This window comes from Allokutzneria sp. A3M-2-11 16, from assembly GCF_024213555.1.
Classification (GTDB): Bacteria; Actinomycetota; Actinomycetes; order Mycobacteriales; family Pseudonocardiaceae; genus Allokutzneria.
Genome location: NZ_JANAVO010000019.1, coordinates 1 through 25,455, shown reverse-complemented (window position 1 = coordinate 25,455; position 25,455 = coordinate 1). Strand labels below are relative to the sequence as shown.

Sequence of the window (25,455 nt, the reverse complement as noted above, 5' to 3'; positions counted from 1 at the left end):
GAGAGCGCTCTCATCGTGACTGCGCAACGACCCCCTGTCAACGCCGCGCGAGCTCACAAACCGGCTCTGCGACGTTCGTCGGTGCTCAGCGGGGGCCCGGCCAGCGGCGGGTCGATCGGCCCGCGCAGCACGTCGAGCAGTACTCCTGGCGCCATCAGCGAACTCATCGGCCGGGCGAGCGTGAACGCCCCGACCATCGCGTCGTACACGCGCGGCCGACTAACGGCTGTCAGGCTCATCCGATCGACGTAGGCGCGACGCGCCAGATCGAGCCGACCCGGCCGAGTCCCACGGACATCCGGGAAGTGCACGTCCTGTCCGGTCGCCATCTGCCACGCGCCGACGCCGACCTTGCAGATCGCCCGCTGCGCCTCCCGCGTGGACCCGCCCCCGGCGAGGATCGCGCGCAGCACGAACGCGCCGTGCGCCGCGATCGACATCCCATGGCCGTAGACGGGGTTGAACGCCGCGACCGAATCCCCCAGTGCGACAAAGCCTTCCGGCAGCTCCACCTCGTCGTAGCGGTACCGCCGGTTCGCCGTCGAACGGCTCGCGTGGACCTCGGTGAGCGGCTCGGCACGCGCGATCAACTCGCCCAGGATCGGGTGCCGCAGCTGGTTGTTCACGAAGTCGGTGTAGCCGTCCACCGTGGTCGGCGGCTCGCCGCCGCGCGTCCCGGAGACCGTCACGATCCACCGACCGCCCTCGATCGGTTGCAGCCCACCGCCCCGGCCCGGTAGGGGCACCCGGGAGTCAGGCTGCACGTTGATCACTGGGAAGCGGGTCCTCGCGGCCTCCGGGGCCTGGAAGATCCTGGTGGAGTACGCCAATCCGGAGTCGATGACCTCCGTCCGCGCCTCGTCGACACCCAGCTCGCCGAGCCACTTCGGCGCCCGCGTCCCCCGCCCCGCGGCGTCGACAACGAGATCGGCTTCCAGGACACCGTCCGGCCCCCGCACGCCCCGGACCCGCCTCGCGTCGCCGATCAGCTCGGTGACCGGGCTCTCGGTGTGGATGCGGACTCGCTGATCGCGGGCCACCAGGTCGCGCACGACCCAGTCGAGCAGCACCCGCGAGGCGCCGACGAAGAACTGCGATCCGCGGCGCCTGGGCATCCACCCCACGGTCATCATCGTGACGAGATCACCCGGGGCATTGGCGTCGTGCGCGCCCTCCGCGTACATGCGGTCCAGGAACCCGGGCACTAACGACTCGATCACCCGCGCGCCGCCGGAGAGCATCAGATGCGCGTGCACGGCCTGCGGCACGCCCTTGCGCGCCTCAGCGCCTCCCGGCAGTTTGTCGCGCTCCAGCACGACGATCTCGTCGAACCGTCCGCGCAGCGCGGCCGCGGTCACCATTCCCGCCAGCCCGCCACCGATCACCACAACGCGCGTACTCACAGGCTCGACCTCACAAACCGGCTCGGCGACGTTCGTCGACGGTCAGCGGGGGCTCGGCCAGCGGCGGGTCGATCGGCCCGCGCAGCACGTCCAGCAGAACTCCCGGCGCCATCATGGAACTCATCGGCTTGGCGAGCATGTACGTGGCGTTCATCGCCTCGTACACGCGCTGTCGGCTCACGGCGGTCAGGGTCATCCGATCGGCGAAGGCGCGCCGCATCCGGTCGAGCCGGGTGGGCTGCACCCCGCGGACGTCGGGGAAGTGCATGTCCATACCGGTGGCCATCTCCCACGGGCCCGCCGTGATCCGGGAGATCGCCCGCTGCGCCTGCCGGGTGGACCCACCGTCGGCGAGAACCCCGCGCAGCACGAACGCGCTGTGCGCCGAGATCGACATGCCCTGGCCGTAGACGGGGTTGAAGGCCGCGACCGAATCCCCCAGCGCGACAAAGCCTTCCGGCACGTCCAGCTCGTCGTAGCGGTACCGCTGGTTGGACGTCGTCCTGGTCCCGTAGACGTCGGTGAGCGGTTCCGCGCGCGCGATCAGCTCACCCATGATCGGATGGCGCAGCCGGTTGGTCGCGAAGTCCGTGTAACCGTCCACTGTGGCCAGTGGCTCACCACCGCGGGTCCCGGCGAGCGTCACGATCCAGCGCCCGCCCTCCATCGGCAGCAGCACGCCGCCGCGGCCGGGCTCCGGCAGGTGGGAGTCCGCCTGCATGCTGATGATCGGGAAGCGGGTCCTCGCCGCCTCAGGGGCTTGGAAAACCCTTGTGACATAAGCCAAACCGGAGTCGATGACCTCCGTTCGCACGTCACCGGCGCCCAGCTCGGCGAGCCACTTCGGCGCCCGGCTCCCGCGTCCGGCGGTATCGACGACGAGATCGGCCTCCAGGACACCGTCCGGCCCCCGCACGCCCCGGACCCGCTTCGCGTCGCCGATCAGCTCGTGGGCCGGGCTCTCGGAACGGATCTGCACGCGCGGGTCGCGGGACACCATGTCGCGCATGACCCAGTCCAGCAGGGCGCGCGAGGACGCGACCAGGAACTGCGATCCGCGACGCCTGGGCATCCACCCCATGACCATCGTCACGAGGTCGCCCGGGGCGTTGACGTGGTGCGCGCCCTCCGCGTACATGCGGTCCAGGAACCCGGGCACCAGCGACTCGATCACCCGCGCCCCGCCGGAGACCAGCAGGTGCGCGTGTCTCGCCTGCGGCACACCTTTGCGCACTTCAGCGCCGTCGGGCAGCTTGTCGCGCTCCAGCACGACCACCTCGTCGAACCGCGACCGCAGCGCGGCCGCCGTCACCATTCCCGCCAGCCCGCCACCGATCACCACAACGCGCGTACCCACGCGTCCGATCCTGCCGTACTCGGGTCGCTCCGCGCCGGAGACTCGTCCCCAAAGGGCGGGATCAGCGCAGCGCCTCCACCACCTCGTGCACGGAGAGCTTGTGCGAGCTGACGTAGTACAGCATCGCGCCCGCCGACACCGTCGAACTCCAGCCCGGGTTCACCACCAGCGTCCCGTCCGCGTCCCGCACCGCGAGCACGAGCGCCCCGTGCCTGCGCCCCAGCTCCGTCTGGCAGCGCTCGATCGGGACCTCGCCGAGGGAGTCGGGCAGGCGAACGGAGTAGGTGTTCGCACCGCCGTGGGTCATCAGGTCCGCGTAGACCTCCGCGATCCCCGGCGAGGTCAGCTCCTCGGTGATCATGCGCGGCGTGTGCCACGGCACGCAGTGGATGTTCACGTCGACGTAGTGCAGGAGCGTCGCACGATCCATGTCCCGCAAGGCGACCACGATGTGCGCCGCGGTGTTCAGGTGATCGACTCCAACCGCGACGGACAGCGCTTCGTTGTCGTCGCGGGCATCGATGAGCACGGCCTCCGCGCGGTGCACCCCGGCCCGGCGCAGCACGTCCTCCTCGGTCAGCTCACCGCGGACGAAGTCGATGTCCTGCGCGGGCATCGGGTGGGTGGCGACCTCGTCCCACGCGCACAGCACGACGCGGTGCTCGCCGTCCGCGAGCAGCTGGGCGACGATGCGTTCGGTGCGCCCCGGCTCGTACCCGAGCACCACGATGTGACCGGAGGCCGTGACGGTGTTCGTCCCCTGCATGCGGCGTCCCCTCGATCGCTCCAGCACCGACGTGAGCTTGGTGAACACGGTGGTCAGCGCGGCGATCCCGCCGACGATGACGTAGGCGCCGACGACGTGCCCGAACCCGGTCTTCGGGTAGAGGTCGCCGTAGCCCACCGTGGCCGCCGTGACGACGAAGTACCACCAGTAGCCGGCGGGCTGGACCAGCTCGCTGTCCGCTGGTTCGGCCAGCGCCATCAGCGGCCAGCTGGTCACGAAGACGAACACGATCACCACGACCGGCGTCAGCCAGCTGCTGAGCACGGCGAAGCGCGCGAGCAGTCTCGTCAGGAACAGCGGCACCCGCACACGCTAAGAGCGAGGGGCGGGTGATCGCCACTTGTGCGCGTCCGGCGTGTTCCGGACGTCACGCTTGACCTCAATCGCGGTTGAGTTCCTAGCGTCCCAGCCATGACGACACTGGTAACGGGCGCCACCGGGAACACCGGCAGGCACGTCGTGGCAGAACTGATCCGGCGGGGAGAACGAGTGCGGGCGCTGACGCGGAACCCGGCCGCCGCCAGGCTTCCGGCCGAGGCGGAGTTGGTGGCGGGCACGCACACGGCTCCGGAGACCTTGGGCGTCGCCCTCGACGGCGTCGACCGGTTGCACATCACCGCGACGGCGGGGCTCGCGGAGGTCGGCCCGGCGTTGGTGCGGCGCGCGGTGGACGCGGGTGTCCGGCGGATCACCGTGCTGTGGGGCGGTTTCGTGGGCCCGACGGAGCAGGCCGTCGCGGACTCGGGCGTGGAGTGGACTCGCCTGGAGGCGCAGGAGTTCATGTCGAACACGTTGACCTGGGCCGAATCCATTCGGGCGGAAGGAGTTGTGCGCGAGCCGTACGACAAGCCCAGCGCGCTGGTGCACGAGGCGGACATCGCGGCCGTGGCGGCGGTGGCGCTGCTGGAGGAGGGTCATTCGGGGCGCGCGTACAACCTCACCGGCCCCGAGGCGCTGACCCTACGCGAGCGGATCTCGTTGCTGTCCAAGGCGATCGGCCGCGACATCGCCTTCGTTCCGATCACGCACGAGCAGGCCGTCGAACGCCTCATGGCCACCGGCGTCTCCCGGGCGGACGCCGACTACGTCATCGGCTGGCACGCCAATCCCCCCGCGGAAGCCACAACCGTCGACCCCACAGTGCAGCACGTCCTGGGCCGCCCAGCGAAGACGTTCGCGCAGTGGCTGACCAACCACACCAACCGCTTCACCTAAGCCCCGACAGTAGGGGCGTCTTCAAGTACCCCCAACCCCCTCCCCAGCGGTCGCTAACCGCCCCCAACCCCGAGCGCGCCAAGGGGTTGGGGGCGGTTAGCGGTCGCCACAACCGGGGTTGGGGGTACTTGAAGACGCTCCAACCACGGTTGTGACAGTCACGCGTTGGTGGTCACACGTCAGCGGCGAGCGAGGGTGGCGACCTCGGTCGGGCTGAGCGGGCGGTCGAAGACGCGGACGTCGTCGACGGCGCCGCGCAGGTGGTCGACCTGGTTGCCGCCGAACTGGCCACGGCCGATCACCGTGGTGCCGGTGGACTTGGGCGCCATGCACGCGTTGTGCTCGGCGACCTTCGTGCCGTCGACGTAGAGCGAGAGCGTCCCCGCCTTGGCGTCCCGGACTCCGGTGAGGTGGTACCACTTCCCCACCTCCGGTTTGGTGGGCGACAGCGCGCGGAGGCCGACGAAGCTCATCGCCCACCGCTGTTCCTGGCCGGAGTACTGGAGGAAGAACGCGCTGTCCCGGCCGGTGTCCTGGCTGACCACGGTCTGGAACGCGCCGCCAGCCTCGTCGAGCTTGGCCCACGCCGACACCGAGTAGCTGCCCGCGGTGTTGACCTGGCTGACCCCGGTGTCGGCCTGGCCGTTGCCCGTGAAGGCCACGGCGCCGCCGGTCACCCGCTCGTCCAGGTCGCGTTGGTCAACGCGGCGTGCGCCGTGCCGACCGCGTCCTTGGCGGTGGTGCCACTGCCCTCGTCGAACTTGTAGGCGTGCACTCCGGTCAGCCCCGGTGTGCCCGGTCCGGGATCGGGCTGGCCGCCACCGCTGCCGTCCGCGCCGCGGATGATCTCCTCGTTCACCGCGCGCACCCGCGCGAAGTCCATCTTCTTCACCTGCCTGTCGTAGGTGAAGAAGCCGTTGACCTCGTGCTCCACGTCGGTGATCTGGGTGTAGATGGCCCCACTGATCGCGCAGGTCCGAGCCGCGGCGAGCACGTCCTTCTGGTTCTGCACGTAGCGCTTGGTGAGGGTTTCGGAGTCCTTCACCATCTCGTAGGCGTGCCCCTCGCCGAACCACATGTGGCCTTCGACCTCCAGGCCGTAGCCGCCGTGCTCGCCGTCGATGGCGGTGCGGGTGGCGTCCGGCATCGGCTTGGCCGGGCCCGGGTAGGCGTGCCAGTCGAGCACCTGCCCCTTGCCCGAGTCACCGAGGGAGTCGCAGCAGTTGACGCCGCTGTGCGCGTTCACCGGACGGCTCGGGTCCTGGGCGCGGACGGCGTCGGCGATGCGGCCGGTGGCCTCCCGGTTCCACTCCCCCCAGCCCTCGTTGAACGGCACCCAGCCGATCACCGAGGTCCAGTTCTTCTTCTGCTGCACCAGTTCCCGCAGCTCGCGCTCGAACTGCTGCTGCGCGTCCACCGGCGGCCTGCCACCGGTCTTCATGGACGGCATGTCCTGCCACACCAGCAGGCCGAGCTTGTCCGCGTGGTGGTACCAGCGGTCCGGTTCGGTCTTGATGTGCTTGCGCACGGTGTTGAAGCCGAGCACCTTGTGCTGTTCCAGGTCGAACCGCAGCGCCCGGTCGGTCGGCGCGGTGTAGATGCCGTCCGGCCAGTAGCCCTGGTCCAATGTGGACATCTGGAAGAGGATCTTCCCGTTGAGGGTGAGCCGGAGCTTGCCGTCCTTGCCGCGGGTGCTGCCGACCTCCCGCATGCCGAAGTAGGAGGACACCCGGTCGACCGGCCGGTTCCCGTCCTTGACGACGACGTCGAGGTCGTACAGGAAGGGCGTGTCCGGGGTCCAGAGCTTCGTTTGCGGTACTGGCAAACTCATCGGCCGGTCGGCGGCGCCCTCGGTGCGGCTGACCACCCGGCCCCCGTCGCGAACGACCGCCTCGACGGTGTGCCCGGCCCCGGTGCCCCCGGTGTTCACCGTGAGCTTCAGGGTGCCGGTGCCGATGTCCGGGACCATCTCCAGGGTCTCGGCGCGGGCCGGGGCGACCGGTTCCATCCAGACGGTCTGCCAGATTCCGGACGCGCCCTCGTAGAAGATGCCCCTGTCCGGCACCCTGCGCTGCTTGCCGACCGGCTGCCAGGTGGCGTCGGTGCGGTCCTCGACACCGACGATGAGCTCCTGGGGACCGGAGGGGGTCAGCGCCGCGGTGACGTCGGCGGAGAACGCGCCGTAGCCACCCTGGTGCGCGGCGACCTGCTTGCCGTTGACCCACACCGTGGCCTTGTAGTCGACCGCGCCGAAGTTCAGCTTCAGCCGGTTCTCCCCGACCTTCCAGTGCTTCGGCACAGTGAAGGTGCGGCGGTAGAACATGTGGTCCTCGTGCCGTTGGATGCCCGACAGCGCCGACTCCGCCGGGTAAGGCACGAGGATGCGTTCGGCCAGCGGCTTGCCCACCGGCGGCGCCTGGCCGGGCGCGGCGCCGGAGAACTCCCAGACCCCGTTGAGGTTCTGCCAGTCCTTGCGGACCAGCTGGGGGCGCGGGTACTCGGGCAGGGCGTTGTCCGGCCCCACCTCGTGGGTCCACGGGGTGACCATGCGGGGCTTGGCCGAGGACCACCGCGGCGCGGCGGCGGTCGCCGCGGAGGTGGTCATCAGCAGGGCGGAGGCTAACGCGATCGCGGTGGTCAGGAACCGCTGGACCGCTTTTCGGGATGACAGCACTGTCGAACACCCTTCTCAGGAGGACCAACAGGCGGATGCAGGCGGCGGGCATCGACCGGGACCCATTTCACATTCGTGGACGAACAGATGTCAACGCCTTCGATCAGCTTTCATCAACTTTGAACACCCGCACCGCCGATCGGCCCAATGAGGGACGGGCGCGTGTTGTTTTCTGTTCGACTGCGCCGTCAGTCCTCGAACGTCATGACCGGGTGCCGCGGGTTGCGCGAGCACGCGAAGACGTAGAGGACGCCGAGGCTGCCGAACTTCCAGCCGACCGGGTTGACGGTCTTCGGCTGGTGGCCGCACGAGTCGTGCGGGAACTCGTAGGTGTCCAGGCCGATCAGGGGCCGCCGCACCGCCGAGCACTCCGGGCAGCGCAGCAGGTGGTGCGGTTCCCCGCCGAACCAGGTGGTCCAGCCGCCGACCTTGCACCCCTGCGCGAAGGTCGCGGAGAGCGGGTGCTCGTCGATCCGGCACGGTTCCAGCAGGCAGGGCTTGGCGTGGAAGTGCTCGTCGTCGAAGCGCGGGCGCGGCGGTGGCTCCGCCGTCACGTCGGTGACCTCCGCCGCCGCCCGCCACACCACCGTGGCACCCGGCCCGTCCAGGGTGCCGCCGGGGCAGACGAACACCTGGAGCAGGTCCGTGCCCCGGGGGAAGGGCAGGCTCGGGAAGTCCTTGCGGTAGAGCTGGAGCGCGCTGTAGGCCGGTCCCGGCCAGGGCTCGTCGACCGGCCACAGCAGCGGGCCGCCGATGTGGCTCTGGTCCACTCCCGGCTGTCCTGGGGCCGGGTGCAGGCGCATGGCGGGCAGGGCGACTGAGGCGAGGTCTGCGTTCGTGGGCTGCACGAACCGGAAGCTACGAACGAACCGCGTTTGCCGCGTAGGCAAACCTTCACCCGGAAGCACGAACTTGCTCGCGACTTCTCTGTCCACAGTGGACTTTCTTGACCTGCCGCTCCACCTCGCCAGCGGACCCCCAGGAGCGCACTCGTGCCCGCCACGCGGTTTGACGCAGGACTGGGCGGCGATGGTATCTCTCACCGTTTGCCCCCTCTCCTTTTCTGGCGAAGACAGACACGGCCTGGTTCCGGCGCGGGGTCGGCTTGACCTGGGGCCCCTCGCGCGTGCCGAGGGCCTGCCGGGCGGGCACGGGAGGAACCCGGCCCCCGCGCGCGAGCGTATGGCACGCGCACCCCAGGTAAAGCCTCCGATCCATTGCGCCCCTTACCTTTTCAGCCCACGCCTGCACCACGCTGGAACCCTCACGTTCCAGCGCCGCGCCACTCCGGGGCTATAACATCAGTGGGCAGTCCACCCTGATGTTCCGCATGGGTGTCTGGTCAGGATCGATCCACTTCGGAGGGATGAAGCTCGGTATCCCGTGCTCGAAGATGATCACCCACTCCTGTGCGTGGATCACGTGATGGTGGTACACGCAGAGCAGGACGAGGTTGTCGAGATCGGTCGGCCCGCCGTCGATCCAATGCACTACATGATGAGCTTCCGGCCAGGAGGGTGGCCGATCACAGCCGGGGAAGGCGCATCCCTTGTCCCGCACGGCGAGCGCGCGTCTCTGGGCGAGTGAGGCGAGGCGTCGTCCGCGTCCGTAGGCGAGGGGTTCCCCCTTCTCCCCGAGGATGACGTGGGCGATATCGGCATCACAAGCGGTGTGCCGGGCCAGGTCCGGGGACACCGGCTGTCCGGTGTCGGTCCGGCCGCACCCGGTCTTGTTCGCCAGGTTGTCCGCGTCCATGGTGATGACCACCAGCGAGCGCGGGAGTCCGGGGATGTCGTGGGCGGTCATGGCGATGGTCATGGCCTCGACGAAGGCATCGGCCAGCCGCTGCTCAAACGTACGCGGGTCCTTCTCCCCATCGACAGATCGGGGTTTGCTCATCGCGAGGAACAGGTTGAAGATCTTCTCACCGTCGAGCGGACCCACCGTGGTGCGAAAGTGCAAGCTCCCGTCATTGCCCCGGGACATCCGCGCCGCCCGCCGCTCGAACGCTTCCTTCTCATCCTTATAGACGCCGTCGGGGTCGACCACGGTCCGCACGTACTTCCCGGCACGCTTCAGGAACTCCGGGTCCAACGTCGGCGCGACATCCGCCAGCACACGTTCAGCACCGGCCTCGTGCTCTGACGGGAGACGCTTGATCGCATCGGAGATGACCAGCGCGTGTTCGCCACTGATCTCACCCGCGTACATCGCCTCGCGGGTGTTCGGGAGGGTTGGTAGCTCGCGCACCAACCGCGTGCGCCGCTTGGCCTCTCCGGGATGGATCTGCAGCTTGTTGCACAACAGCATCGGCAGGTCCTTGCACCCGTAGGTGGCGTGCAGGACGCGTTCGTCGGCCTGGGTGTTGGCGTCGGTTTGCACAGCGGTGAGGAGTCTGCTGATCGCCTCTAGCTCCGACAGGAATTCGAGGTGCTCGTTCTCGGACAACTGATAGGAGTCGTTGGCCGCCAACTGCGCGGCGAGAAGATCCTTGATTGCCTTGGTATCCAACATGATCACACCTCCCTCCCGTGCGGATACTTCCACTTAATCACACCTTTCCGGAACGTACAAATCTTTGGTACACAAGGGAAAACCCGGCTCCGCACCTGCCGCAGGCCGCACGCGAAACGGTCGGCTTTACCTGGGGAGCGCGTGCCATACGCTTGTCGCGAGGGCCGGGGTTCCATCCCGTGCCCCTGAAAGGCCCAAGGGCACGCGCAAGGGGCCCCAGGTCAAGCCGACCCACGCTGGTACCGGCGCGAGCTGGAAGCCCAAGAAGCAACCCCCAACAGCCCTCCAACGTCAACAAACCATGCGCGTACTGGCAGCTCTACGTGGGCGTGACGTGGACCGAGCAGGGCACTCCGATCACGATCGCGGTTCTGTCCACAAAGGACACCAAGGAGGCGAAGGTGGACAACGCACTCCTCGCGAGAACAGCGAAGATCATCGTCAGCGCGTTGCGGTGAAGCCAGCTTTGGCGATCTCCGAAGCAGGGTACGGAGTCAGGCGGCTCTCGGTGAACAAGCCCCAGTAGAACTCGTTCATCACCGCGACGACAGGCGCGTTCCGTTTGACGATCTCCGCGGCGACCGGGGGCAGTTCGGGTTCCACGCCCTCGGCGCAGCGGCGGATGTAGGCGTTGCGCTCGGCGGGCCCGAGGCCGAGATGGGTCTGCACCAACCAGTTGACGACGCGCATCGTCACGTACACCTCGTCATGACTGGCGTTGAGGCGAACGAACGAAGACTCCTCCGAGGACAGCTCGAAGCGCGTCGAGGTGGCCAGGCCCAGATCGGCGAAGTACACCAGCCTGCCATCGGTGAGCAGGTTCCCGAAGTGCGCGTCGAAGTGGTGGAGCCCGCGCGTGTTCATGAACGCGGCGGTGGACCGCAGTTGCCGCTCCACCTCGGCGGCAACGGCCTCGGCGTCCTGTGTTTCGAGCCAGGAGGTCAGATCCGTCGGCAGGTACTCCTGGAACAGCACGACGCTGGACGAAGCTGCGGCTTTGGCCTCCAACCGGGAACGGACCGCGGTGGAGCCGTGCCAGAACTCCACGGTCTCGTCCACTTCGGACAGTTGCGGAGCGGTGGGCTCAGGCCCGTCCACCACGCGCCAGTGATAGGTCAGCGGGAAGTTCGGACACGAACCATCGAGCACCCAGTTCGTCGTCATCACGTTCGCGGCGACCTCGCGCCACACGTTGAAGCCCGGAGACCCCACCTCGGTCCCCGGAATCCCCACGCCGTACTGCGCATACGCGGGCAGCCCGAACAGGTTCGCGGTGGACAGCGCGTTCTCCCGATCGACATCCGCGAGCCGGATGCGCTTGACGAACACGCGAACGCCCTCGACCTCCATCAGCGACGCGGCGCCGCCGATGCCGGTGCCGAGGACCTGCGCCTCGTCGAGCGCCTTGGCCAGTCGCTGATCGCTGAGCAGGGTCAAAGCGGTCGACACCGCGCCGTAGTCGGCAATGCGCGCAGACAAGGTCACGCGGACGAACCTACGCGAAGTACGGCGATCAGGTAGCCGTCGCACCACGCGGCGTCGCCGGTCGAATCCGAGACAGGACCGCGAGACCGCAAAGCCGCGCGAACAAGCGGGCTACCGGAAATCCCGCGTCCTGAAGCGAAAAGCACGGTCCCCGACGCGTCCAGCAGAGCAACGGTCCCGCGAATGTGCCGCGAAGCCCAGACGCAGCAAGCCTCCCGGGAAGCGGCCGAACTCTCGTAAGCGGCGACGATGTCCCGAGCCGTGAGGCCGGGCCGGGCCAGCTCCGCGTCGGGCAGCAGCACTTCGGCGGCGAACGCGTCGCACGCCTTTTCCTGGAACCGCAAAGGGTTCGACGCCTCGAAGGTGCGCTCGCCGAGGTCCACGTCGGTCTGCTGGAGGTGGTGGCCCAGCTCGTGCAGGGCCGTGAACGCGCGCCGCCGGTGCGACAGCGAACGCCCGACGAGCAACGTCGGCGGGGTCAGCTCCGGGTGGTAGCTGCCGGAGACCGCGCACCCCCGCGAGCCGATGTGCTCGTCGACGAGCCGGAGGCGGATCTCCGGCCACGAAGCCATTTCCACGATCGGATGGGGTCGTAGTCGCCGCGCGGCTCCGGGCCACCTGCGGTCGAGGACCGCGAGCATGGCCCGGACCTGCGCGAGCACGAGCGTCCGGGTCAGTCAGCCCTCCCTCGGTGGTTCGGGATCGGCGGGGCGGTCGAGGAACTGCCGCAACCTCCCGCGCCAGTCGGGTGCCGCGCCGCCGGTCTGCCTGCCGGCCAGCGCGAAGGTGCCGTAGCTCGCGGTGAGCCGGGCGGTGGCCTCGTCGACGTCGTCGCGCCCGGCCAGATCGGTCCAGGTCGGCCGCCAGCGCGGGTGCTCCACCTCGGCGACCAGCTCCGGGGGCAGCGCGAGCACGGCCTGCGTGACGTCCTCTGTGGACAGTCCGGTTTCCGCAGCCACCACCGCCGCCAGGTCGGGGGTGAGCGGACGGGTACCGCTGAGCAGCTTCATCACCTCGTGCTGCGGCAGCCCGAGGGCCGAGCGCAGCAGGTCGATCTTGGGTCCCTTGCCGAGCAGCCCGGCCAGGGTGATCGGGGCTTCGCCGGGCTTGACCACGGGCAGCGCCGGGGCCAGCCGCAGCCGGTCGAGGGTGTCGTCCAGGTCCGCGCGCACGTCGGCGGCGGGTTCCAGCGCCGAGTCGACGGCGCGGCCGCGGCGGGTGCCGGGGGGCACCTCCTCGGCGGGCACCGGCACGGCCGTGGCCGCCCAGTGCACGATGTCCTGTCCCCACGAGTCCACCGGGCGGTCGAGCACCCGGATGGGGACGGGGCCGGTCAATCCGGCCCACAGTGTCGCGGGCACCCCGGAACTGGTCCGGGAACCGTCGACGACCAGGCAGAGGTCGTCCTCCGCCGGTGGGTCGAGCGTCACCGGCGCTGCGATGACGTCCCTGCCCTCCACGCTCAGGATGAGGACGAGGACCCGATCCCCGTCCCACCTGGCTCGCCACAGCTGACCGGTCGCGATCTCGGGTTCGGCGACGTCACCGAAGGGATCGACAGGTCCTCCCGCCTGGTCCAGCAGGTCGAGAAGGCGCTGTGGCATTACCGGGTCACTCATGGTGCACTCCCGTCTGGTCGGCCATTCGGGGTCTGGCATCCCTGACTGACGGCACAACTCGTCATTCGTCCGGTGTTCACCGGCCGTTCTTGCACAGCCAGATCACCTCGCGGGCCACGGCGCTGGCGTCGCCGCTGTCGCCGATCAGCTGGGCGAGCTTCTCCTTCAGCCGCTTCGCCCGCTGGTAGGCCTGGCTGCGGCCGATGCCGAGCAGCGCCTGGATCGCCCTGGGGTTGTCCAGGTAAGGCACGATCTTGCGCTCCCTCGGCGCGAGCATGCCGACGATCTCGGCGGCCACCACCGCGGCCTCCAGCTCCTGCTCGGCCGCGATCACCTGCTCCTCCGGGGTCAGCTCGTCGCCGAGGTCGACCGGGGTCCCGGCGTCGGAGTCGAGCGAGATCACCACGGGGTCGAGCACCACGGGGAAGCGGGCCAGGAAGACGACCACGATCTGGCCGAGCTCCAGGCTGCCCCCCGCCGCGGCGAGCACCGCCTTGGCCACGGCGGCGATCGAGGCGGAGTCGGCGACCGGGGCCCGCCGGGTCTCGCTGGTCCACTTGGGGATCTTGACGTTCGGCACCCCGCGCGCGGCCTCGACCAGGTGCTCGAACTTCCCTCCCCACGGCGGGCCCGTGCTCCCGGCCAGCCGCCACCGGCCCGCGCCGGGCTCGGTGGCCGGTACCTGTTCGAAGAGGGGGTTGGTGGAGAGCACCTTCTCCAGCGCGCGGCGCAGCGCACCGACCGCGGTCGTCCTCGCCCGGTCGACCAGCCAGCGGCGGATCGAGGTCCGCAGCAGCTTGCCGAGCGAGTCGTCGTCGGTGGCCAGCGCCAGCAGGTTGGCGGTGACGGGCTTGATCCGGTCGACCAGGAACTCACCGAGCAGGTCTTCCAGCTCGGCGGGCTGCCAGCCCTGCTCCGGGGTGAGCGCCGGGAACCTCCGCACCTCCTCGCTGAGCAACCGGAAGGTCAGCGCGAGGCACAGCGGCCCGAACCGGCGGTGTTCGCGTAACTCGTCGTAGGCGGACATGACGCACCCCCTCTCACATCTCTCCACATCGAACATACGCTCGAAAACACGGAGTGGATCTACTGATTCACGTTGAGTTATCCGACCGATGTCAGATCGTTTGCGGTCACTACAACCACCGGGTGAACCAGTCCCGGCCGCGGCGCAGCACGTCGATCTGGTGGGCGCGCTCGGCGATGCTGTGCTTTTCCCTTGGGTAGACGACGTATTCGTGCTCGACGCCGTGCGCGCGGAGGGCGCGGTGGAAGTACTCCGCCTGTGCCAGTGGGACGTTCGGGTCATCTTCGCCGTGCAGGATCAGCACGGGAGTTTTCACCTTGTCGGCGTAGGAGATCGGGCTCAGCCGGTCGTGCCGGTGCGGGCCGGTGCCCTCCCAGCCGGCGCTGCCGCCGAGGGTGCCGTCGTAGGTGGCCAGCTCCCCCGCCGCGACCATCTGCCCCCAGTCGCTGATGCCCGCGCCCATCACGGCCGCGCGGAAGCGGTCGGTCTGCCCCACCGCCCACGCCGCCATGAAACCGCCCTGGCTCCACCCGGCGAAGCCGAGGCGCTCCGGGTCGGCGACGCCCTCGGCCACCAGCAGGTCGATCCCGGTGACGATGTCGGTCCAGTCGTCCAGGCCGACCGCGCCCGCCACGCTCGCCGCGAACTCGTGCCCGTGCCCGGCGCCGCCGCGCGGGTTGGCCAGGAACACCGCGCAACCCCCGGTGGCGAACCACTGCCCGGACGGCGCCCAGTGCACGGAGAGCTTGTCGGCATCGCGGTCGTAGGGACCGCCGTGCAGGATGGTGACCAGCGGAAACGGGCCGTCGGCGCGCGTCTTGCCCGGCGGGAGGACCAGCAGGCCGTCCAGCTCCAAGCCGTCGGATGCCTTGTACGCCAACCGCTCCTGGCGCCCCCAGGTGATCTCGTGCAGTTCAGGACGGGTGTCGGAGAGCCGCGTGAACGGCCCGGACGGCGGACCCGCGTGGACGTCGATCGGCTCGTACGTCGTGCTCCGCAGCACAGCGACGACGGCGCCCGAGGAGCTGACTGACAGGACGTTCGCGAAACCGTCCATTGTGGACAGTTCGGTGCGCGTGTCGATCCGGTGCAGCGCGGAGTCGAGCCCGTGCGCGAACAGCGCGAGCAGCCCGCCGGAGGCGGGGGCGGCGAGGGAGATCGGGCACATCGGCATCCCGGCGCTGAGGTTGTCCGGCTTTCCCGACTCGTCGACGGAGAACACCGCCTCGCCGCCGACCGGCCCGGGTGGCGTGGTGGCGAGGAAGGCCAGCTTCCAGTCGTCGCCGGAGCGCCACCAGGTCAGTTCCGAGGGCACGGCCGGGGTCCGGCAGATCTCGCGCGTCTCCCCCGTTGCGAGGTTGACCACGTGCACCATCGAGTCCACGAAGCAGGCGTCCAGCTCCGTGTCCGGCCAGCTCAGCAGCGCCAGCGGGCCACCGCCGGGGCGCTGCGTCAGCTCGACCACATGTCGCTCGGACGGACCGATCGGAGCAGCGACCTCCTTGTCCGCCAAGGAGAACAGCCGCACGCGGCCGTAGCGGACGCGCTCGCCGTAGACCCGGGCGTCGTCGCGTTCGCGCTCGCGGCGCTCGTCCTCCTCGGTCGGCTCGTCGGCGGCCACGAGTGCGACCACACCGGGGTCGGCCAGCGGCAGGTGGTCGCTGATCCCGCCCTTCCACGTGGTCAGCGGCTCGGCCTCGCCGCCGTCGAGCCGGATGCGGTGCAGCTGCTGGGTTCCCCGCTCGGCGCGATCAGAGAGGAAGTAGACGGCCGCGGAGTCGGGGGCCCACCTGGGCGCGGTGTCGAGTGCGGTGCCCGCCGTCAGCTGCCGTGGCGGTGTGCCGCCGTTGGTGGCCGCGAGCCACAAAGCGGCGACAGGGTGCTCGTCGGCCTTGCTGAGCGGGTGCACGACGTAGACCACCCAACGGCCGTCCGGGGAGATGTCCGCCCTCCTCGGCACCTTGCCGTCGACGATCAGTTCCGCGGTCAGTTCGGGCACTCAAGCTCTCCTTCATCCAGTGGACCTCCTGCCGGAGCGGCTTCCCCGGTAGGCCAGTTCTCGTGCTTCGCGGAGCCAGTGCGGAATCATCCGCACCTCGTTGGGGCAGTTGCGCATCGGGTCGAACGACGGCTGCTCCAAGCCTTCGTTCGGGTAGAGCGCCAAGGTGGCCGCGGTCGTCCAGCGGCCGAGGAACGTCGTGGTCTGCAAGCTCAGCAGCAGCGGGCTCGTCGTGGTGGGCACGGCGGCCAGGTCCGCGGTGTCCCAGTGCTCGTCACCGCCGTGCGCGAGCGCGGAGATCCACAGCCGCCTGCCGTTCACGCGGTACGGCAGGATGCTGCCGAAGCGCGTCCGCCGCCAGGAACCCGCGGGTTTCGGCAGCATCCGGCCGAGCCGCCCGGCTCCCGAGCTGGACAGCGCCAGGTCCCACGGCTCGCCGTCCACTTCGACGCGCAGGGCCAGCCCGAGCACATCGGCCTTGTCACCGCGGCGCCCGGCGCCCTTGGACAGCCGGGCGATCAGCGGATGGGTGCCGGGGGGAAGCGGCAGCGGCCCGCGGTGCTCCACGGTGAGCGCGCCGTCCAGCGGAATGCCGAGCGGGTGGAACGCGCGCGCGTGCCGGAGGGCGGCGAGGCCGCGGAACGCGCCGGTCAGCAGCCGAGCCGGGCGCAGCAGCACCGCCGCGGCTTTGAGTTCGCTCTCTCGAACGGGAATCTTCACCATGACCAGCGAGTTCCCTGCTCCGGCCGCGGTAATCAGCGCGCGGCCGGGCGAGGTTTGATCCTCACGCCGGGCAGCGCGGGCGCGGGCAGCCGCCGGACCGGGCCCGCATAGCCCTCGACGCGGCCGAACTGCGCGGACTCCCCTTGCCACGCCTCGCGGAAGGCGGCGATCTCCTCGTGCGTGCGGCCGACGAAGTTCCACCACATGAGGATCTGCTCCTCGAACGGCGCACCGCCGATCAGCAGCAGGCGCGCGGGCTCCGCGTCGTGATTCACCAACGCGACACTAGCCGAACCCGTAGGGAGATAACCAAGATCGCTGGGTGCGAGCTTCGTACCGGCGACCGAGACGGCGCCGGTGTCCAGCGAGGCTGCCCAGGAAAACGCACAACGACGCGCCTTCGAGCCGGACCGGCTCCGCCGTATAGCTGACGAAGTCGCGGGCGGTGCGGCGATGCGCGTCCGGCAGCGCGACCCACAGCTGGACGCCGTGCAGCGGGCCGGAGAGCGAGGCAGTGGATTTCTCGGAGTGGCAGATGCCATCGCGGGCCCGTAGTGGTCGACGAAGCACCACGCGCCGATCAGGGATCGACGGCGCTGCGGCAGCGTGCGCCGCACGGTCATCGCACGCGGGCCGCCGAGCGGAACATCGCGCGCTGTCAGGACTTCCACGCTAATCCTCCTCGGAGAACCGGCCCCACGCGGTCTGCCGGGTGACACCGAGCGCCTCGCCGATGCGGCCCCAGGCGATCCCGCGTTCGCGCAGCCGCGCCACCCAGATCCGCAGCGCGACGTCGACCTGCTTCTCCACGGCGGCGACGCGCGGCAGCGCCTCCAGCATCTCCTCGTCGGTCATCTGGGTCGAGTCCGGCCACTCGACCGGTGCCTCGGCCGTGCTGGCGATGATCTCCACGCACATGCCGACGCAGCCGTCGCAGATGTACACGCCGGGTCCGGCGACGACCTTGTTGACCTCGGTGTGGTGCTTGGCGCAGAACGAACATCGGATGCCCACGGCGAACCTCCTCGCGTCAGGTCCAGCCTGACATGTCAGGTCAGCCCTGACAAGCTCCATCGAACGATGGACGCGGCACCGAGCGGTCGCACGATGTCCGCCACCCCCTCCGCCCGCGAGCCTGGACCGCATGGAGAACGAGGTCGTGGTCTCGATCAGGGACCTGCGCAAGTCCTACGGCGCGAAGGTCGCCGTCGACGGGATCTCGCTGGACGTCCGGCGCGGCGAGGTCTTCGGCGTGCTCGGGCCGAACGGGGCCGGGAAGACCACCACCGTCGAGTGCGCGGCGGGGCTGCGCGAACCCGACGGCGGCACGGTGCGGGTGCTCGGGCTGGACCCGGTGACCGATCCGGCGGTGCGGCACCGCGTCGGAGTGCAGTTGCAGCACGCCGTGCTGCCCAACCGGATGAAGGTGCGCGAGGCGATGCGGATCTTCGCGTCGGCCTACCCGCGGCACACCGACCCGGGCGCGCTGCTCGCCGAATGGGGGCTGGCCGAGCAGCACGGCACCGCGTTCGCCGCGCTCTCCGGCGGGCAGCGGCAGCGGCTGTTCATCGCGCTGGCCCTGCTCGGAGACCCGGAGGTGGTGGTGCTCGACGAGCTGACCACCGGGCTCGACCCGGCCGCGCGGCGGGACACGTGGTCCCTGGTCAGGGCGTTGCGGACGCGGGGGGTCTCCGTACTGCTGGTGACCCACGCGATGGACGAGGCGGAGCGGTTGTGCGACCGGCTCGTGGTGATCACGGGCGGCCGCGTCGCCGCCGCGGGCACCCCGGCCGAGCTGCGCGGCGCCCACCAGAGCATGGAGTCCGCCTACCTGGCGCTGACCGAGGAGGCCGCGTGATGCGCCCGCTGTTCGCGCTCACCCGCGTGGAGGTCGCGTTGTTCCTGCGCGAGCCCGCCGCGGTGCTGTTCACCCTCGCGCTGCCGTTGTTGCTGCTGTTCCTCAATGGCTCCAACGGAAACCAGCCAAGGGAGTTCTTCGGCGGAGCCGGGGTGGTCGACGTGGTGGTCGCCGGGTACCTCGTGTACGTCATGACCACCTCAGGGGTCTTGGGGATGGCCGAGACCCTGGCCGACTACCGCGACAAGGGCATCCTGCGCCGGATGCGGGTCAGCCCGTTGCGGCCGTGGCAGATCCTGGGGTCGCACGCGCTGACGAACCTCCTCATGAGCGTGTTGGGCGCGGCACTGCTCGTCGTGGTCGCCTCCGCGTTCTTCGGGTTGTCGCGACCCGCGTCGATCCCCTTGGTGCTGCTGGTGTTGGCTGCGGCCGCGTGCTGTGTGCTGGCGCTCGGGTTCCTGTTGGGCGCCATGCTGCCCACCGTGCGGATGACACAGGCTGTCTCCTCCGCGCTGTACTTCCCGTCGATCTTCATCTCCGGTGCGCTGTTCCCGCGCGAGAGCCTGCCGGAGTTCGCGCAACGGCTCAGCGACGTCCTGCCGGTCACCTACGCTGTGAACGCGATCCGGGCGGCCTGGGCGCACGGGGTTCTGGATGGGACGGCGCTGATCGTGCTGCTGGGGACCGCGGTGGTCGGGACGGCCGTCGCGCTGCGCGCGTTCAGGTGGGAGTCACGGTAGGTGGAAGAGCAGCTGTGGGAACGGATCTGGGTGTGGCACGCGCTGCTGGCCGCGATGGTGGTCGTGTCCACCGGGATCGCGCAGTCGGACACGCGGATGTCCGGCTCGGACCGCTTGCTCGTGCTCGGCCTGTCCGTCGCGGTGCTGGTGTGGCACTGGCTGATGATGGCCCGCCGTCCCGAGTGGTGGCTGCGGCCGTTGCCGATGACGGTCTACTGGGTCGGCATGACGGGCCTCGTGCTGGCATTGGTGACGCTGCACCAGCACCACTCGGTCATGCTGTACGCCTTGTACCCCTTGATGTTCGTAACGCTGGGCTGGTGGGCGATGCTGCCCGTCGCGGGGGTCACCGGGTTCGTGGCCTGGACGCTCGCGGGACCGGCCGCGCCGCGCGGAGTGCTGCTCAGCGTGCTCAGCTCGACCGCGGTCGCCCTGCTGATCGCGCTGTTCGTCAACGCGCTTGTAAAGCAGCACGAACGGCTGCGCGAAGCCCGTGCGGAGCTGGCCGAGACCGCGCGGCGCGCCGGAGTGCTTGAAGAGCGCGAACGGCTCGCACGCGAACTCCACGACACCGTGGCGCAGAGCTTCACCAGCATCGTCACGCAGCTCGAAGCAGCCGACCAGGCGTTCGACGGCCGCGCCGAGGACGCGCGCGAGCACGTCGTCACCGCGCGCACAACTGCCCGCGACGGGCTCGACGAGGTTCGTCGGTCTGTACAAGCACTACGGCCGGACCTGTTGGAGGAGGCGTCGTTGCCGCAGGCACTGGAACGCACGCTCCTGTGGTGGTCCGCGGCGTCCGGCGTGCGCGCGGAACTGCGCACCACGGGCGACGTCACCGCGCTGCACCCGGAGACGGAGACCGCGTTGCTGCGCGTCACCCAGGAAGCGTTGACCAACGTGGCGCGGCACGCGGACGCGAACCGGGTGATCGTGTCACTGTCCTACCTCGGGGACACAGTGACCTTGGACGTGGACGACGACGGCGCGGGCACCACGGTCGCGCGAGAGGGCGGATTCGGTTTGGTGGGCATGCGGGAACGGATCGCGGGCGTCGGCGGCGCGCTGATCATCGAGAGCGAGCCCGGCCAGGGCACCACGATCGCCGCCTCGGTTCCGTCATGATCAGGCTCGTCGTGGTCGACGACCACCCCGTCGTGCGCGACGGACTGCGCGGAATGCTTGCGGGACAAGCAGATCTGGAGGTCGTCGGCGAGGCGGAGAACGGCCGCGCCGCCCTGGACGTGGTGGCCCGCGAACTGCCCGACGTGGTGCTGATGGACCTGCGGATGCCGGTGCTCGACGGGGTCGGCGCGATCGAACGGCTCAGCTCAGCCCACCCGTCCGTGCGCGTGCTGGTGCTGACCACCTACGACGAGGACGCGGAGATCATCCGCGCGGTCGAGGCCGGTGCCACCGGGTGCCTGCTCAAGGACGCGCCGAGGGAGGTGCTGTTCCGCGCGGTGCGGGCGGCGGCGCGCGGGGAGCCCGTGCTCGCGCCGGGGCTCACGGCGAAGCTGCTCGGCCGGTTGCGCGGTCCCCAGCCGGAGTCGCTGACCGATCGCGAGGTGGAGGTCCTGGGCCTGGTGGCGAAGGGCCTGACCAACCGCGCGATCGGCCGCGAACTGGCGATCTCCGAGGCGACCGTCAAGACGCACCTGGTGCACGCGTTCACGAAGCTCGACGTGGACGACCGCACCGCCGCGGTGACCGTCGCACTTGAACGCGGGCTGCTGCGGTTGAACCAACGCTAAGCCCTGTCCCGCAAGCCGCACCCGCACTCCGCCCACCAAGTAAACTCCGTCCCATGCACTCCACGCGCCCGTCCACCCCATCCCCCGCGGGCGCCGTCTAGAGAACCCCGTTTCGTACTCATAACGGGAAAAAGAGCGCTCCAAAAACCCGTTTTGAGTACGAAACGGGAGTTTGGGCTGCGCTGAGGATGTTCTGGCGGGGCGTGACGATCGTTGGGTACCGCTTGCAGGACGCGCGCTAGTCGGTCACGTAGCGGAGCATCACCACGTGGTCGAAGTGCTTCGTCTCGGCCAGCCGGGCTTGGATTCGCTTGTCCAGCGACGGGAACATCGGTGTGCCACCGCCGAGGACCACGGGAGAGACGAACAGCTGGTACTCGTCGATGAGGCCGTGCGGCATCAGCGAAGCCGCGATGCCCGCGCCGCCGACCTCCATGACGCCGTCGCCCTCGGCCTTGAGCCTGCGAACCTCCTCGACCGCGTTCTCGCTGACCAGCCTGCTGTTCCAGTGGACCTCGGTGAGCGTGCGGGAGAAGACGACCTTGGGCTTCTCCGTCCAGAGCGCGGCGAACTCCCGTTGGATGGGCGGCGCGTCCTCGGGCACGTGCGGCCAGTACTCGGCCATCAGCTCGTACAGCCGACGGCCGTGCAGCGAGATCTCGATCTCGCGGTAGCGGTCGTTGTGGAACTGGTGCAGCTCATCGTCGGGGTCGGTCCAGTTGATGCTGCCGTCGCGGTCGTTGACGTAGCCGTCCATGGACACGCCGAACGTGTAGATCAGTCTTCTCATGACTGGGTAGACCTCCCGGGCGCGGAGAACTCATCGGACAAGGACGAGACAGGTTCCGCGGAACGATTGACAGCGAAAAGCTTCCCTTGATGTAGTCCGAGCAGGTTCCCGGACAACGTTGTCATCGAGGAGGTACGCCCACATGTGGCCTTCCAGTAGGCGATTCGTGGCCGGAACGGCAGCTGGACTGCTGCTCGCCGGGCTGCTGACCGGGACCGCGCACGCGGCTCCCCCGCCGGTCGACGGCGTGGAGCTGGTGAACCCCTTCGTCGGCACGAAGAACTTCGGCAACACCTTCCCCGGCGCGAGCGCGCCCTTCGGCATGGTGCAGGTCAGCCCGGACACCGGGGGCCAGGGCGGCTACGACTACGAGCAGGACTCGATCTACGGCTTCAGCCAGACCCACCTCTCCGGCGTGGGCTGCGGCGTCATGGGCGAGCTGCCGATGATGCCCACCACCGGCGCGGTGAACACGGTCGACCACAACGCCTACAAGTCGAAGTACTCGCACTCCGACGAGGAGGCCACGCCCGGCTACTACCGCGTGGGGCTGGCGAAGTACGGCATCAACGCGGAGCTGACCGCGACGCCGCGCACCGGCTGGCAGCGCTACACCTTCCCCGCGACGGGCGAGGCGAACGTCCTGTTCAACACGGGCAAGGCGAACCAGACCGTCTACGACTCCGAGATCCACATCGTCGGTGACCGCACCATCGAGGGCCGCGTGCTCGCGGGAGGCTTCTGCGCGGGCCGCGACAAGCACACTGTGCACTTCACCGCGACGTTCGACCGCCCGTTCAGCGCACACGGCACGTGGCGGGGCTCGACGATCACCCCGGGCAGCCGCGACGCGGCGGGCAGCGGCGGCAACGGCGGTTGGGTGAGCTTCGACGCGAAGACCGACCGCGACGTCGTGGTGAAGGTCGGCCTGTCCTATACGGGCATCGAGGGCGCGCGGAAGAACCTTCTCGCGGAGACGGCTGATTCCTACGACTTCAACGCCACGCGCGCGAAGCTGCGCCAGGCGTGGGTGGAGAAGCTGGGCGCCATCAAGGTCAGCGGCGGCCCCACGGATCGACTGCGCGCGTTCTACACCTCGCTCTACCACGCGCAGATGCACCCGAACCTGGCCGGTGACGTGGACGGTCGCTACATCGGCTTCGACAACAAGGTGCACACCGCGACCGGCTACACGCCGTACCAGAACTTCTCGTTGTGGGACACCTATAGGCCGCAGAACCAGCTGTTGCAGATCATCGAGCCACAGGTGGCGCGCGACGTCGCGTTGTCCGTGATCGCGATCGGTCGCGACGGTGGTTGGTTGCCGCGGTGGGCGCTCGCGGGCAGCGAAACCAACATCATGACCGGTGACCCCGTGGTGCCGTTCCTGGTGGAAGCGTGGTCGAAGGGCTTGCTCGCCGGTCACGAGGCCGAGGCGTACGCGTTGATGAAGACCAACGCCACGAGCACTCCCCCGGCCAATTCGCCGTACAACGGGCGCGCGGGCGTGGAGTACTACAAGAAGCGCGGTTACATCCCGTCCGGACTCAAGGTCGGTACGGACTGCGCGCACAAGGGCGGCGACAACGACTGCTCGAACCCGGCCTCGGCGACCATGGAGTACGCGGCCGCTGACGCATCGCTCGCGCTGATGGCGGAGAAGTTGGGGCACCGCGCCGACGCGCGCATGTTCGCCGAGCGCGGCCAGTGGTACCGCAACCTGTGGGACTCCTCGATCAGCCAGTTCCGCCCGCGCACCGTGGACGGCACGTGGATGACGCCGTACAACCCTGTTGACGCGGCGCACCAGTTCCACGAGGGCGGCGCGCACCAGTACCAGTGGCTCGTCCCCCAGGACCCCGCGGGGCTCGTGGAGCTGATGGGCGGGCGCAAGGCCACCGAGAAGCGGCTCGACGGTTTCTTCGCCTACGACAACCTGTTGGCCGATCCGGCGGGGACCGTGCGCAAGGACTGGATCACCAAGCCTTACGACTACTACGGCAAACCGACCTACAACCCGAACAACGAGCCCGATCTGCACGCGCCGTACATGTACCTGTGGGCGGGTGCTCCGGCGAAGACCGCGACGGTCGTGCGCGCGGCGATGACGTTGTTCACCACGGGTCCGGACGGCATGACCGGCAACGACGACCTGGGCACGATGTCGGCGTGGTACGTGTTCTCCTCGCTCGGCCTGTACCCGACCATGAACGGGGCGACGTTCCTCGCGATGTCCAGCCCGCAGTTCGAGTCCGCGACCGTCCGAATCGGACAGTTCGGCTCGCGGCAGGGCGGCACGCTGACGATCACCGCGCCCGGGGCGAGCGACACGAAGCGCTACATCCGCGACGTGGCGTTGAACGGCCGTGACGTGCGGCAGACGTGGGTGGACTGGAGCGCCATCGCGCGCGGCGGGAACCTCGCGCACACCTTGGACACCAAGCCGTCGCAGTGGGGCACCAACCCCAGCGCCGAGCCTCCTTCGGTGAACCGCGCGCCGCGTGACTCCCGTGTGCACCTCGATGCCTCGCTACGGGATCGCGTTGTGGCCACACCGATCGGCACGACCGACCTCACGGTCAACCTCGATGTGCTCGGCCAGTCCCCCGGCGTGCTCCCGGTCTTCGTCGAGCCGACCGCGCCCACCGGCTGGCAAGTGTCGCGCCAGCCACCGTTGGTCATCAAGTCCTTCACACAGCCCCGCCAGGAGACCGTGCCACTCCGACTCCGGATTCCTGCGGGCGTTCCAGCGGGCACTTATCCCTTGCAGGTCAAGGTATCTTCCCCCGGAGTCCCTCCGGTCACGCGCTCCATCGCCGTGGAGTTCCGACCCACGCCGACATGCGTGTCCGCTGTGGCCGGTCAATGCGCGGTGGACCTCTCGCACGACCTCAACCACGACGGCACGGCTACCGTCGCCCAGTCGACTCAGGGCGACTTCGACGGCAGCGGTTGGAGCTACGACGCCGACCTGCTGCCCGCTCCCGGCCCGGTGACGTGGGGCGGTGTCACCTACGTGGCCCCTCCCGCCCAGGGCACTTCGCCGAACTTCGTCGAGGCGCGCGGGCAGACGCTGTTGCTGCCCTCGAACGTCCACGGGCGTTTGAGCGTGGTTTTCGCTTCGCACAGCGGTCCGGTGTCCGCAGGAGTGACCGTGAATTTCGCGGACGGGACTTCGGTTGATGCTGTTGTGCAGGTTGGGGATTGGGCGGGTCCGACGCCTGCCGGGAGTACGGTCGCGCTCGCGATGCCGCATCGGATCAAGGCGGGGAGTGGGGTGGATGGGCCGCCGGTGAAGCTTTTCGCCAGCTCGGTTTCGGTACCGAAGGCTGTTCGGTCTATTTCGCTGCCCAATGATCCGAGGGTGGAGATTTACGCGCTCACTTTGCTTTCGGGGTAGGCGTTTCCAGCGGGGCTGGGCTTCCAGCGGGGCTGGGCTTCCAGCGGGGCTGGGCTTCCAGCTTGCGCCGGTACCAGCGGTGGGGTCGGCTTGACCTGGGGGCCCCTTGC

At 69.4% G+C, this 25,455-nt stretch carries 20 protein-coding genes and 2 pseudogenes; 7 read left to right on the top strand and 15 right to left on the bottom strand.

Annotated features, from left to right (window positions below; all coding sequences use genetic code 11):
- Nucleotides 1-53: 53 nt before the first annotated feature.
- From NLX83_RS37040 to NLX83_RS37030, 3 genes are all read right to left on the bottom strand, one after another.
- Nucleotides 54-1,403, bottom strand: coding sequence for an NAD(P)/FAD-dependent oxidoreductase (locus NLX83_RS37040; protein WP_254239940.1), 1,350 nt, complete (start codon nucleotides 1,401-1,403; stop codon nucleotides 54-56).
- A gap of 10 nt (nucleotides 1,404-1,413) precedes the next feature.
- A complete protein-coding gene (locus NLX83_RS37035; RefSeq protein WP_254239939.1) occupies nucleotides 1,414-2,760 on the bottom strand; it encodes an FAD-dependent oxidoreductase in 1,347 nt (448 codons plus the stop codon).
- Nucleotides 2,761-2,821: 61 nt separating this feature from the next.
- On the bottom strand, nucleotides 2,822-3,850 hold the full coding sequence (locus NLX83_RS37030) for a potassium channel family protein (protein WP_254239938.1): 1,029 nt from the start codon (nucleotides 3,848-3,850) through the stop codon (nucleotides 2,822-2,824).
- A 108-nt stretch (nucleotides 3,851-3,958) separates the two neighbouring features.
- Between NLX83_RS37030 and NLX83_RS37025 the strand changes: the two genes are divergently transcribed.
- Nucleotides 3,959-4,762, top strand: coding sequence for an NmrA family NAD(P)-binding protein (locus NLX83_RS37025; RefSeq protein WP_254239937.1), 804 nt, complete (start codon nucleotides 3,959-3,961; stop codon nucleotides 4,760-4,762).
- A 179-nt stretch (nucleotides 4,763-4,941) separates the two neighbouring features.
- Here the strand turns inward: NLX83_RS37025 and NLX83_RS37020 are convergent.
- The 3 genes and pseudogenes from NLX83_RS37020 to NLX83_RS37010 all read right to left on the bottom strand — a co-directional run bounded on the left by NLX83_RS37020 (nucleotide 4,942) and on the right by NLX83_RS37010 (nucleotide 9,950).
- Nucleotides 4,942-7,367 (bottom strand): annotated as a pseudogene (locus NLX83_RS37020) (LamG-like jellyroll fold domain-containing protein).
- A gap of 257 nt (nucleotides 7,368-7,624) precedes the next feature.
- Nucleotides 7,625-8,284, bottom strand: coding sequence for a hypothetical protein (locus tag NLX83_RS37015; protein WP_254239936.1), 660 nt, complete (start codon nucleotides 8,282-8,284; stop codon nucleotides 7,625-7,627).
- A gap of 445 nt (nucleotides 8,285-8,729) precedes the next feature.
- The gene (locus NLX83_RS37010) at nucleotides 8,730-9,950 is read right to left on the bottom strand and encodes an HNH endonuclease signature motif containing protein (RefSeq protein ID WP_254239935.1); all 1,221 of its coding nucleotides are present in this window, start codon (nucleotides 9,948-9,950) and stop codon (nucleotides 8,730-8,732) included.
- Nucleotides 9,951-10,273: 323 nt separating this feature from the next.
- On the opposite strand from NLX83_RS37010, the gene NLX83_RS41480 reads away from it, so the two are divergent.
- Nucleotides 10,274-10,408 carry a hypothetical protein gene (locus NLX83_RS41480; RefSeq protein ID WP_256565022.1) on the top strand — a complete coding sequence of 45 codons (135 nt, stop codon included), beginning with the start codon at nucleotides 10,274-10,276 and terminating at the stop codon, nucleotides 10,406-10,408.
- On the opposite strand, the gene NLX83_RS37005 is transcribed toward NLX83_RS41480, so the two are convergent.
- From NLX83_RS37005 to NLX83_RS41675, 8 genes and pseudogenes are all read right to left on the bottom strand, one after another.
- Nucleotides 10,392-11,435 (bottom strand): hypothetical protein, encoded by a 1,044-nt coding sequence (locus tag NLX83_RS37005; protein ID WP_254239934.1) that lies wholly within the window; start codon nucleotides 11,433-11,435, stop codon nucleotides 10,392-10,394. The genes NLX83_RS41480 and NLX83_RS37005 overlap by 17 nt on opposite strands.
- Nucleotides 11,432-12,097 carry an ImmA/IrrE family metallo-endopeptidase gene (locus NLX83_RS37000; protein ID WP_254239933.1) on the bottom strand — a complete coding sequence of 222 codons (666 nt, stop codon included), beginning with the start codon at nucleotides 12,095-12,097 and terminating at the stop codon, nucleotides 11,432-11,434. Before NLX83_RS37000 ends, NLX83_RS37005 begins: the two co-directional genes overlap by 4 nt.
- A 15-nt stretch (nucleotides 12,098-12,112) precedes the next feature.
- Nucleotides 12,113-13,054 (bottom strand): hypothetical protein, encoded by a 942-nt coding sequence (locus NLX83_RS36995; protein ID WP_254239932.1) that lies wholly within the window; start codon nucleotides 13,052-13,054, stop codon nucleotides 12,113-12,115.
- 76 nt (nucleotides 13,055-13,130) lie between these two features.
- Entirely contained in the window at nucleotides 13,131-14,081 is a 951-nt protein-coding gene (locus NLX83_RS36990) for a hypothetical protein (protein WP_254239931.1), read from the bottom strand.
- A gap of 109 nt (nucleotides 14,082-14,190) precedes the next feature.
- A complete protein-coding gene (locus tag NLX83_RS36985) occupies nucleotides 14,191-16,080 on the bottom strand; it encodes a S9 family peptidase (RefSeq protein ID WP_254239930.1) in 1,890 nt (629 codons plus the stop codon).
- A 12-nt stretch (nucleotides 16,081-16,092) separates the two neighbouring features.
- Nucleotides 16,093-16,803 (bottom strand): hypothetical protein, encoded by a 711-nt coding sequence (locus tag NLX83_RS36980; RefSeq protein WP_254239929.1) that lies wholly within the window; start codon nucleotides 16,801-16,803, stop codon nucleotides 16,093-16,095.
- A gap of 32 nt (nucleotides 16,804-16,835) precedes the next feature.
- A pseudogene (locus tag NLX83_RS36975) lies at nucleotides 16,836-17,522 on the bottom strand (pirin family protein).
- Nucleotides 17,476-17,817, bottom strand: coding sequence for a ClpX C4-type zinc finger protein (locus NLX83_RS41675; protein ID WP_308209450.1), 342 nt, complete (start codon nucleotides 17,815-17,817; stop codon nucleotides 17,476-17,478). The pseudogene NLX83_RS36975 and the gene NLX83_RS41675 overlap by 47 nt, the downstream one beginning before the upstream one ends.
- A gap of 130 nt (nucleotides 17,818-17,947) precedes the next feature.
- Here NLX83_RS41675 and NLX83_RS36965 point away from each other — a divergent pair, with 130 nt between their 5' ends.
- The 4 genes from NLX83_RS36965 to NLX83_RS36950 are packed head-to-tail and all read left to right on the top strand — an operon-like array spanning nucleotide 17,948 to nucleotide 21,155.
- Nucleotides 17,948-18,661 carry an ABC transporter ATP-binding protein gene (locus NLX83_RS36965; protein WP_254239928.1) on the top strand — a complete coding sequence of 238 codons (714 nt, stop codon included), beginning with the start codon at nucleotides 17,948-17,950 and terminating at the stop codon, nucleotides 18,659-18,661.
- Nucleotides 18,661-19,401, top strand: a complete 741-nt coding sequence (locus NLX83_RS36960) for an ABC transporter permease (RefSeq protein ID WP_254239927.1) — start codon at nucleotides 18,661-18,663, stop codon at nucleotides 19,399-19,401. The genes NLX83_RS36965 and NLX83_RS36960 overlap by 1 nt, the downstream gene beginning before the upstream one ends.
- Nucleotides 19,402-20,526 (top strand): sensor histidine kinase, encoded by a 1,125-nt coding sequence (locus NLX83_RS36955; RefSeq protein ID WP_254239926.1) that lies wholly within the window; start codon nucleotides 19,402-19,404, stop codon nucleotides 20,524-20,526.
- Nucleotides 20,523-21,155, top strand: a complete 633-nt coding sequence (locus NLX83_RS36950) for a response regulator (protein ID WP_254239925.1) — start codon at nucleotides 20,523-20,525, stop codon at nucleotides 21,153-21,155. The genes NLX83_RS36955 and NLX83_RS36950 overlap by 4 nt, the downstream gene beginning before the upstream one ends.
- Nucleotides 21,156-21,393: 238 nt before the next feature.
- On the opposite strand, the gene NLX83_RS36945 is transcribed toward NLX83_RS36950, so the two are convergent.
- Nucleotides 21,394-21,945 carry a dihydrofolate reductase family protein gene (locus tag NLX83_RS36945; RefSeq protein WP_254239924.1) on the bottom strand — a complete coding sequence of 184 codons (552 nt, stop codon included), beginning with the start codon at nucleotides 21,943-21,945 and terminating at the stop codon, nucleotides 21,394-21,396.
- A 166-nt stretch (nucleotides 21,946-22,111) separates the two neighbouring features.
- On the opposite strand from NLX83_RS36945, the gene NLX83_RS36940 reads away from it, so the two are divergent.
- Complete coding sequence (locus NLX83_RS36940; protein ID WP_441296824.1) at nucleotides 22,112-25,345, top strand: GH92 family glycosyl hydrolase; 3,234 nt, start codon at nucleotides 22,112-22,114, stop codon at nucleotides 25,343-25,345.
- The last annotated feature ends 110 nt before the right edge of the window (nucleotides 25,346-25,455 follow it).